This window comes from Candidatus Neomarinimicrobiota bacterium, from assembly GCA_041862535.1.
In the GTDB taxonomy this organism is placed as follows: Bacteria; Fidelibacterota; Marinisomatia; order SCGC-AAA003-L08; family TS1B11.
In genome coordinates this window covers 1-5,638 of sequence record JBGVTM010000167.1, presented here as the reverse complement: position 1 = coordinate 5,638, position 5,638 = coordinate 1, and the positions used below count along the sequence as shown (strand labels likewise).

Sequence of the window (5,638 nt, the reverse complement as noted above, 5' to 3'; positions counted from 1 at the left end):
CCCTTTTTTATTATCTCGATGGGCCTTGCCCCCGTGTCAATTCAGTAACGATTCTGTGCGGTAATCGGCCCCCAAATTGTTTTAGCTTAGAGGGAGGGGTAAATTATAATAGCTTGCGGTAAGTAATGAGTTTTGGGAACATAGCAACGAATCCAACAGCCAACAAACTTATGGGGTCATGATCCTATGGCAACCATGACGTCCATCCGTGAACGCCAGAAGGTTATTCTGTGGGCGTTCCTTTTAATTTTCCTGCTGAGTCTTTCCATTGGTGGTCTGGTAGGCGGTGCCAACATTATTGATCAGATATTTGGCAGTAATCTGACCGGGAATGCCGTCGGGGCGGTGAATTCCGACCGGGTCACCATCGAAGAACTGAGCCAGGCTATTTCCCTGCAAAATGAACAGGCCAGGGAACAGTTCGGCGAGCTGAATGACCGGCTGATTGATCAGGCCGAATCCCAGGCCTGGGACAACCTGGTTAACTTGATCCTCCTGAACGAAGAAATCAATGAGCGGGACCTCAAAGTCACCGGTGATGAAATCTACTACCTGCTGGAAAATTATCCCCCACTGTTCCTCCGGCAGAACGAAGCCTTCCAAAAAGACGGCCAGTTTGATCCCTCCTTGTACTTCCAGGCCCTCAACAATCCCGTAGGCAACGAATGGGCGCCTGTTGAAGCCTACCTGGCCAGTATCCTGCCGAGTGAGAAGATGACCCACTTGTTGCGGGCAGTGTCCTACACCTCCGAGGAGGAGATCAGATCGGCCTGGTATGACCGGAATACCGAAACCACCATTGACTATATCTACGTTACCGACAGCAAGATCAACACCGATGATCTGGTCATTAGTGATGGGGACCTGAAGGAGATTTACCGTCAAAACCGGGGTCAATACACCCAGCCGGAGAGCCGCGTTCTGGAGTACGTTCTCTGGGAAAAGGTACCCACGAGGGTCGATTCGTTGGACGTTGAGAAGGTGGCCCGTCAGCTGATCGAGCGTGCCCGGGCCGGGGAGGATTTTGCCCAGCTGGCGCTGGACTATTCGGAGGATCCCGGTTCAGGCCCCAGCGGTGGCGATCTGGGCTGGTTCGGCCGGGGGCAGATGGTGAAGCCGTTCGACGAAGCCGCTTTTGCCGCCGATACGGGCGAGGTCGTCGGCCCGGTGGAAACCCAGTTCGGCTATCACGTCATCAAAGTTGAGGGTCGGCGAGATGACGAAGACGGCCCCAAGCTTAATGCCCGGCACATTCTCTTGAAGATCAATATCAGTCCCCAGACGCAGAGCCGCCTGCTAAGTGAGGCGAATATATTTTCATTCGATGCCGCCGATTCTTCTTTCCAGAGCGCTCTGAAAGGCCACGGTTTCAACAGCGCCTCCTCCCCGCCACTGCGCATCTCCGACAAATACCTACCGCCGCCGGTGGGCAGGCTACGTTCGGCAGTGCGATTCGCTTTCGAAGCGGAGGAAGTGGACCAGGTATCCGGGGTTTTTGAAAATGACCGCTGTTTCCTGGTAGCCCGGCTGGCCGAAATTCACCCGGCCGGCATACAGCCCTTTGAGGAAGTTCGCAGCAATCTGGAGCGCATCGCCCAACAGGAGGCGGCCAAGGAGCAGGTGACCCTGATCATGGGCAGTATACAGCAGCAGCTCCGGGGTATGGACTGGCAGGCCGTCGCCGATTCCACCCCCGAGGCCATTTATGCCGCCGGCGTCACGGCTAAGCTCAACGCCAGTTTCCAGGGCATCGGCCGCAGCCCCATCCTGACCGGGTTGCTCAAAATCCTGGCGCCGGGCCAGGTCAGTGAAGCTACCCGGCTGGAGCGGGGTGAAATTATCGTGCGGCTGGTGGACAGGAAGGAGCCCGACTGGGAACGCTACGCGGCTGATCGGGAGAGCGAGCACCAGCGACTGCTCAATCAGCGATCAAATGCCATCTGGAATAACTGGCTGGCCGACCTGAAAAAGCAGGCCCGGATTATCGACAACCGACACGTGTTCTACTAACCGGCCGACCCTGGGGGCTTGAGATCTGGGGCCGGGGGCTGGGAGGCCACCAGGAAGAGAACGGGAGAAGGGGTGAAGGGGAGCGCGGGGCGGTCTCAAAAAGGGACCAAGGAGACCCCTTAAAATTCCACAAAATCCATACAAAATTCCGCATTTTTAAAGTTTTGCCCGACGGGAGGTGTGAATCTCCCTGTTGAAAAAGTTCCCTCCCCAAAACCAGCCCCGCTACCCTTCGTTACGCGGGGTAAACTCCCCGCTTTCTGCCCCGCCTATGGCGGGATTTTAGACGGGACTGGGAGCCACCGCCTACGGCGGGACCAAGGGCAGGGCGGGGCGATATGGCGGCGGCATCATCATCGTGCCGGAATATAAGCCATTGGAGGCGGTTTGTCGTTCGCCTGGTGCGCGAGGTGCGCGACCTCACCCCCCCTTCGATTGCGCTCAGGGCAGGCTCTCACTGAGTGTCGCCCCCTCTCCTTAAGGCGAGGGGGAAAGGCGCTGAACGAACCAGGACATAGGTTACAATTTATTTTCACAACATGGGTGACACATTGATCCGGGAGCATGGGTTAAAGGTCTGTTTTAGAAGGGTGTGCCTGGTGTGCGAAAAAAGAAGCTTCAGGTTTCCCCAAAGGGGTCCCTTAGGGACAAGTTTCGAGTTAGCGGCGGGGGAAGAGAGCGCCGGGAATGGTACATTGACGATTGAAGATTGTCGATTGAAGATTGAAGGAGAAATGGGAAAAAACGGGAAGCAAACCGCCAGAAAACCAGGGAAGACTTGTTGATATCAACTGGCTATGGAGAAATTCCTTTAAAGCCGTAAATCTCTAAAAGCCTAAGCGCATCCTGCTTTATGCTTCCGATCTCGTTTGTCATCACCTTAGGCTGAATGGAAAGGATCTCCTGCAACTTCTCAAATGCTTCCGCTTCTCTGCCGATTCTCCAATACATCTCAGCCAGCCAGAGTCTCGGCAGCGGTGCCTGCCACCTGGGTGCCATGACAGCTATTATTGTGGGGATGAATGGGGTCGTTGTCATTATTCCAGAAATCCCAACCCACAAAATCATCGACATATCCGTTATTATCATCATCCACAGAGTTGATATCCCCAGGATCAAACTCCCATTCCTGAGATGACGCGTTCCATTGCAGTACCTTACCATCCCCATCATCATCCTCACCCAGGTTCTGCCACATGTTGGGACCTAAATCCGGGTGCGCGTAATCGATACCTGTATCGTTGATGGATATAATGATTTGATCACTGCCGGTAGAAATATCCCAGGCATACTCTGCTTCTATCTGTTGAAGGCCCAGCTCACCGTACCAGAGGGAATCATTCGGTTCGGTTTGCGCAAGGGGCAGAGGGTAAATAGGTTCAAAATAAATAAAAATTCCTGTGCCTGATAATTCATTCATTATCCTTTCAAGAGGCTTCTGTTCAGGAAATGATATTGTATAGAGACGTCTGCCAAGAGGATGCGGGCCACGATATACTTTCTCAAGATTGGTTGCTTCATATGTGTACAAGATATCGTCAAGATTAACATAACCAGTTTCTATAATATTATTTTTCCGAATAATATTAAAGTCACCAATACCATCTACTGTCATCACAAAAATTCGGTGCTCACTATAGCAGATGCTTATCAACACAAGCATAATTCCAATTACCTTGTGTGAAATTGAAAGTTGGTTTCTGGTTGACATATATCCCCCTATTTTATTACGGCTAATTTCTTAATAACGGCATTTTCACCTTCACCAAGGACTACCAGATATATTCCTGAGGGAAGATGGTTGACCATATGATGATCATTAGGCCATCTGAGTAAGTAATGTCTACTTTCACCAGTGTTCAGTATCTGTTTGAAAAGGGCTTGGCCTAAAAGATTATAAATCGTAAGTGATTTACTGTGCCCAATCTGTTCCCCACTCAAATTGACATGAATCCAGGTATGGCTATTGGTAGGATTGGGAAACATGGATAAGACTGTATGGCCCGCCGTTGCTCTTTCTTGGTATCCCATGTCGCTCTCTATCCCGACAGTCCCGCTCTTCTGGACGACTAGGCGGATGGCTCCTTCATAAGTAAGATGGAGAGTGTTTGGTGGCCATACAACCTCAAAAAAAGTATGGCCTTTAATCTTGGTCGTATCACAGTCAACCACATCATATTTCGTTGTCAGCCATAACGAGCCCTGCAAGTTTTTCAAGTCCGATTGGGATAGATCATAGCTCTTCCAGTTGGGATATACATCTGTGCTGTCTGAAATTGAAATCTGAGATGCATGATAATATCCGGTGTCACTCAGAATCCCGCTGTCGGAACCGAAAAAGAGCCAATCAAGGATCGGGAAAGAGACTTTATCGCTGATGACTATGTCCGCCTGTATTACGTTATAGCGATCCCATTCCTCGGGCGGATCAAATCGCATGTACCAACCTTCAACATCGCCCAAGGTCATATAGCAGTAACCGCCAAGGCTATCATAATCAAAATACTGCAGGGTGTCGATTTCAGGGATTTGGGCTTGGGTAAGGCTTGAGCTGCACCCCATCAGGATAATGATGAATATTGTGGTTCTTTTCATGGCTCCCCCTTTTACCCTTCAGCGCGAGTGAAGTGTTCCTATTTCAAGAGTAGGATTTTTCTTGTTGCGTGCATGTTTTGTATTGGCAGAACCGCAAGATAAATGCCCGAGGCGACGGCAGTACCCTGCATATCTTGCCCCTGCCAGTGGTAATAATAAGAGTAAAGTCGCATTATAGCCACCTGAGATGCTAATATCAGCTCGCGCAAAAGAAATTGAGCATTCCTTGCTGTTACGGCCGGAAGTTCGGCTCCACAGGATAGGGAAAGGACACTTGTGGAACGTGCTGTCATGAAAGGCTCCCTCATTGTATTAATGCTCCCGGGAAAAACAATCACTAAGCGCCCCAACGCAGCTTCACCACGAGGGAGCGCTGCGGATACAAGATATTATAAATAAACGGCAACGTCAAGAATTATAGTTCAGGCAAGCTGTCCCTTCTTGCCAATAATCACTGTCAGCCGCCAGGTAGTTGACATGCCCAGCCTGCGGCCCCGCTTTCAGCGGGACTGATGGCGGGACAGGCAGCATGATTATGATCCTTAAGGGCTTACCGTCGGTGAGAAACTCTTACAGGATAGTGCTCTCGGACGGTGATAGCGAAAGGCAACTGCTAATGTAAGGAAAGCACTATAAGATATTCAGAAAAAGGAATAAGAAATCTCAGACATAGTCTTACAGTTATTTTCGCTAAAGTAAAGTCTTAAAAGAGCAATTAAATGCCGACTCCTTTCCCGAAGGGATCCATTCGGACAAGTAGTTTAAGTAGATACTTCTTTTTTGGCTCAATACTTTCGCTGCGGCGGTTATTGCGACTCATATGCTCAGCTAGGCATCGGCGTGAACATTCGGCTGAGCTCACGTCGAGGATTCAACCGCACGGTAAAGGGGGAGCCTTTTAGCACCGTGTTGCAGGTGAACATTATTAAAAATATTAATAAATTATTGAAATATCCTAAAATATTCTTGCGAAATAAGGATTATTCATAATACATTACGTTTAACTATGCTGGATCAAATCGACCGGGATCTC

General features: G+C 50.1%; 3 protein-coding genes. 1 reads left to right on the top strand and 2 read right to left on the bottom strand.

Annotated features, from left to right (window positions below):
- Positions 1-195: 195 nt before the first annotated feature.
- Positions 196-2,010: a peptidylprolyl isomerase gene (locus ACETWG_06105; GenBank protein ID MFB0516160.1), complete on the top strand. Its 1,815-nt coding sequence runs from the start codon at positions 196-198 to the stop codon at positions 2,008-2,010.
- 952 nt (positions 2,011-2,962) lie between these two features.
- Here ACETWG_06105 and ACETWG_06100 read toward each other — a convergent pair.
- Together ACETWG_06100 and ACETWG_06095 are read right to left on the bottom strand one after the other, a co-directional pair.
- Positions 2,963-3,721 carry a S8 family serine peptidase gene (locus tag ACETWG_06100; protein MFB0516159.1) on the bottom strand — a complete coding sequence of 253 codons (759 nt, stop codon included), beginning with the start codon at positions 3,719-3,721 and terminating at the stop codon, positions 2,963-2,965.
- A gap of 8 nt (positions 3,722-3,729) precedes the next feature.
- The gene (locus ACETWG_06095) at positions 3,730-4,605 is read right to left on the bottom strand and encodes a T9SS type A sorting domain-containing protein (protein ID MFB0516158.1); all 876 of its coding nucleotides are present in this window, start codon (positions 4,603-4,605) and stop codon (positions 3,730-3,732) included.
- Positions 4,606-5,638 lie beyond the last annotated feature (1,033 nt).

Excerpts from the sequence above, each read along its gene's own strand:
- ACETWG_06095 (MFB0516158.1), bottom strand. The coding sequence starts at position 4,605 with ATGAAAAGAACCACAATATTCATCATTATCCTGATGGGGTGCAGCTCA.
- ACETWG_06100 (MFB0516159.1), bottom strand. The coding sequence starts at position 3,721 with ATGTCAACCAGAAACCAACTTTCAATTTCACACAAGGTAATTGGAATT.
- ACETWG_06105 (MFB0516160.1), top strand. The coding sequence starts at position 196 with ATGACGTCCATCCGTGAACGCCAGAAGGTTATTCTGTGGGCGTTCCTT.